This window comes from Streptomyces flavofungini, from assembly GCF_041028215.1.
GTDB classification, from domain to species: domain Bacteria; phylum Actinomycetota; class Actinomycetes; order Streptomycetales; family Streptomycetaceae; genus Streptomyces; species Streptomyces flavofungini_B.
In genome coordinates this window covers 1-1854 of the sequence record NZ_JASKYR010001173.1, presented here as the reverse complement: position 1 = coordinate 1854, position 1854 = coordinate 1, and the positions used below count along the sequence as shown (strand labels likewise).

General features: G+C 77.9%; 3 protein-coding genes. 2 read left to right on the top strand and 1 reads right to left on the bottom strand.

Annotated elements, in window-relative coordinates:
• Positions 1–682 (bottom strand): hypothetical protein (locus AB8Z36_RS39485; RefSeq protein ID WP_440582125.1); only part of this gene is annotated, 682 nt, incomplete at its 3' end.
• Between AB8Z36_RS39485 and AB8Z36_RS39480 the strand changes: the two genes are divergently transcribed.
• Together AB8Z36_RS39480 and AB8Z36_RS39475 are read left to right on the top strand one after the other, a co-directional pair.
• Positions 681–1595 carry a hypothetical protein gene (locus AB8Z36_RS39480; RefSeq protein ID WP_369218181.1) on the top strand — a complete coding sequence of 305 codons (915 nt, stop codon included), beginning with the start codon at positions 681–683 and terminating at the stop codon, positions 1593–1595. The two genes, AB8Z36_RS39485 and AB8Z36_RS39480, sit on opposite strands and share 2 nt — an antisense overlap.
• On the top strand, positions 1592–1854 hold a 263-nt coding region (locus tag AB8Z36_RS39475; protein WP_369218180.1), incomplete at its 3' end, for a hypothetical protein. The genes AB8Z36_RS39480 and AB8Z36_RS39475, both read left to right, overlap by 4 nt.

The window sequence follows — 1854 nt, the reverse complement described above, 5'->3', positions numbered from 1 at the left end:
GGCCCAGCAGGAGCTGCGCGAAGCCGAGTTCGGAGAAGGCGTACGTGAGGGAGGCGTACGCGGCGGAGGGGGCGGGGCCCGTGGCCGCACCCGCGGGGCTCATGGCCGGGCCCGGGTGTCCCATGCCCGGTCCGCCGGGTGCGGCGGCGGCCGCCTTGAGCACCCGGGCCTCGTGCGCGGCGGCGAACGCGCCGAACTCCGCCGTCCTGCCGAGCTCCGCCACCCGGAGCGGCCCGCAGAACAGCGGCACCCCGCCGCCCCCGGCGGACGGGAAGCCGCCCACGGCCGCGAGCAGCTGCGCCGCGTCGGCCTCGCGCTGGAGCAGCGGCCCCGGCGCGATCCGGGACCCGGCGCCGTCCTCGGGCATCCGCCGCTCGATGAGCTCGCGCAGCCCGGCGCGGACCACGGGCACGAGCGACTCCTCCACGGGCACGCCGTACCGCCGTCCCGCGGTGGCGCGCAGCCGCGCCCAGAACCCGGCGTCGTGCAGCACGGCGGCCCACGCGGCGACGCACCGCTCCCATCTGCGGTCGTCCGGCTCGCCGGGGGCGTGCAGCAGGGCGAGCGCGAGGCCGTGGGAGACCCCCCCCCCCCCCCCCCCCCCCCCGTTCGGCGCGTTCGCCGCCGCGCACGAGGCCCGGGTGCTCAAGGCGGCCGCCGCCGCACCCGGCGGACCGGGCATGGGACACCCGGGCCCGGCCATGAGCCCCGCGGGTGCGGCCACGGGCCCCGCCCCCTCCGCCGCGTACGCCTCCCTCACGTACGCCTTCTCCGAACTCGGCTTCGCGCAGCTCCTGCTGGGCCAGGGCAAACCCGCCGACGCGCTCGCCGCCCTGCACGAACTGCGCTGCCCCGGCTGCCGGTCGCGGGGCGGCGGCCCCGGCGGGGCGGCCGTGTGCGAGCCGGGGTGCGCGCGCTTCGACGAGCTGAACCCCGGGTACGCCGGGCTCGTGGACAAGCACCGCAGGCTCGCCCTCGACGCGCGCGGCCTGGCCCTGGAGGCACGGCTCAGCATGGGCCGCGCCGAACTGACCACGGCACGCCCCGACTTCCCCGCGGCGGCGGCGTACTGGCGCCGCGCCCTGGTGCACAGCCGCGAGATCGAGCGGTACCGCGAGACGCAGACCGCCATCGTCGACATGGCGCTCGGCGCGGCCCGCGCCGCCCACCGCGACGGGCGTCTGAGCCTCGCGGTCACCACCCTGGAGACGACCCGGTCCGTGATCGGCGCCAATGAGAGGGGCCGCCTGGAGGGCCAGTTGGCGCGCGTGCTCGCCGATCGCGGCATCGCCGTGGCCAATGGCCAGGAGGAGCCGCTCGACGGCCCCGCCGCCGATCTGCGCCGCTCCGTCGCCTTCAACCCGCACCTGCTGCGCGCGCAGATCAGCCTCGGCATCGTGCTGCGCGGGCTCGCCGCGGCCCGCTGGAGCTCCGGCAGCCTCTCCGGCGCGCGGTCCGCCCTGCGCGAGGCCATCGCCCAGCTCAGCTCCGCGCTCGAACTCTTCCCCGACGACCCCGAACTGGAAGAGCAGCGCGAGGCCGCGGTCGCCGACCTCGACCACGTGATGTGGCAGCCCGACGAGAGCGAGCAGTGACGGCAGTGCTCGCGTACGAGGAACTCCGCATCCGGGTCCGCCGCGTCGGCGCCGCCCGCTATCTCGTGACGGCGAGCGGGCCCGCGTCGGCCGCCGAGATCATCGCGGTCGGCCGGGAGCCCGCGGAGTTCCGCGCACGCTGGGACCGGCTGATCGCGGCGGAGCTCGGCCAGGCGCCGATGGGCGAGCAGCACACCGTGGCGCAGCTCAGGGAGCTGGGGCGCGGGGTGTTCCGGCTGCTGTTCGGCGAGCCGGGGCA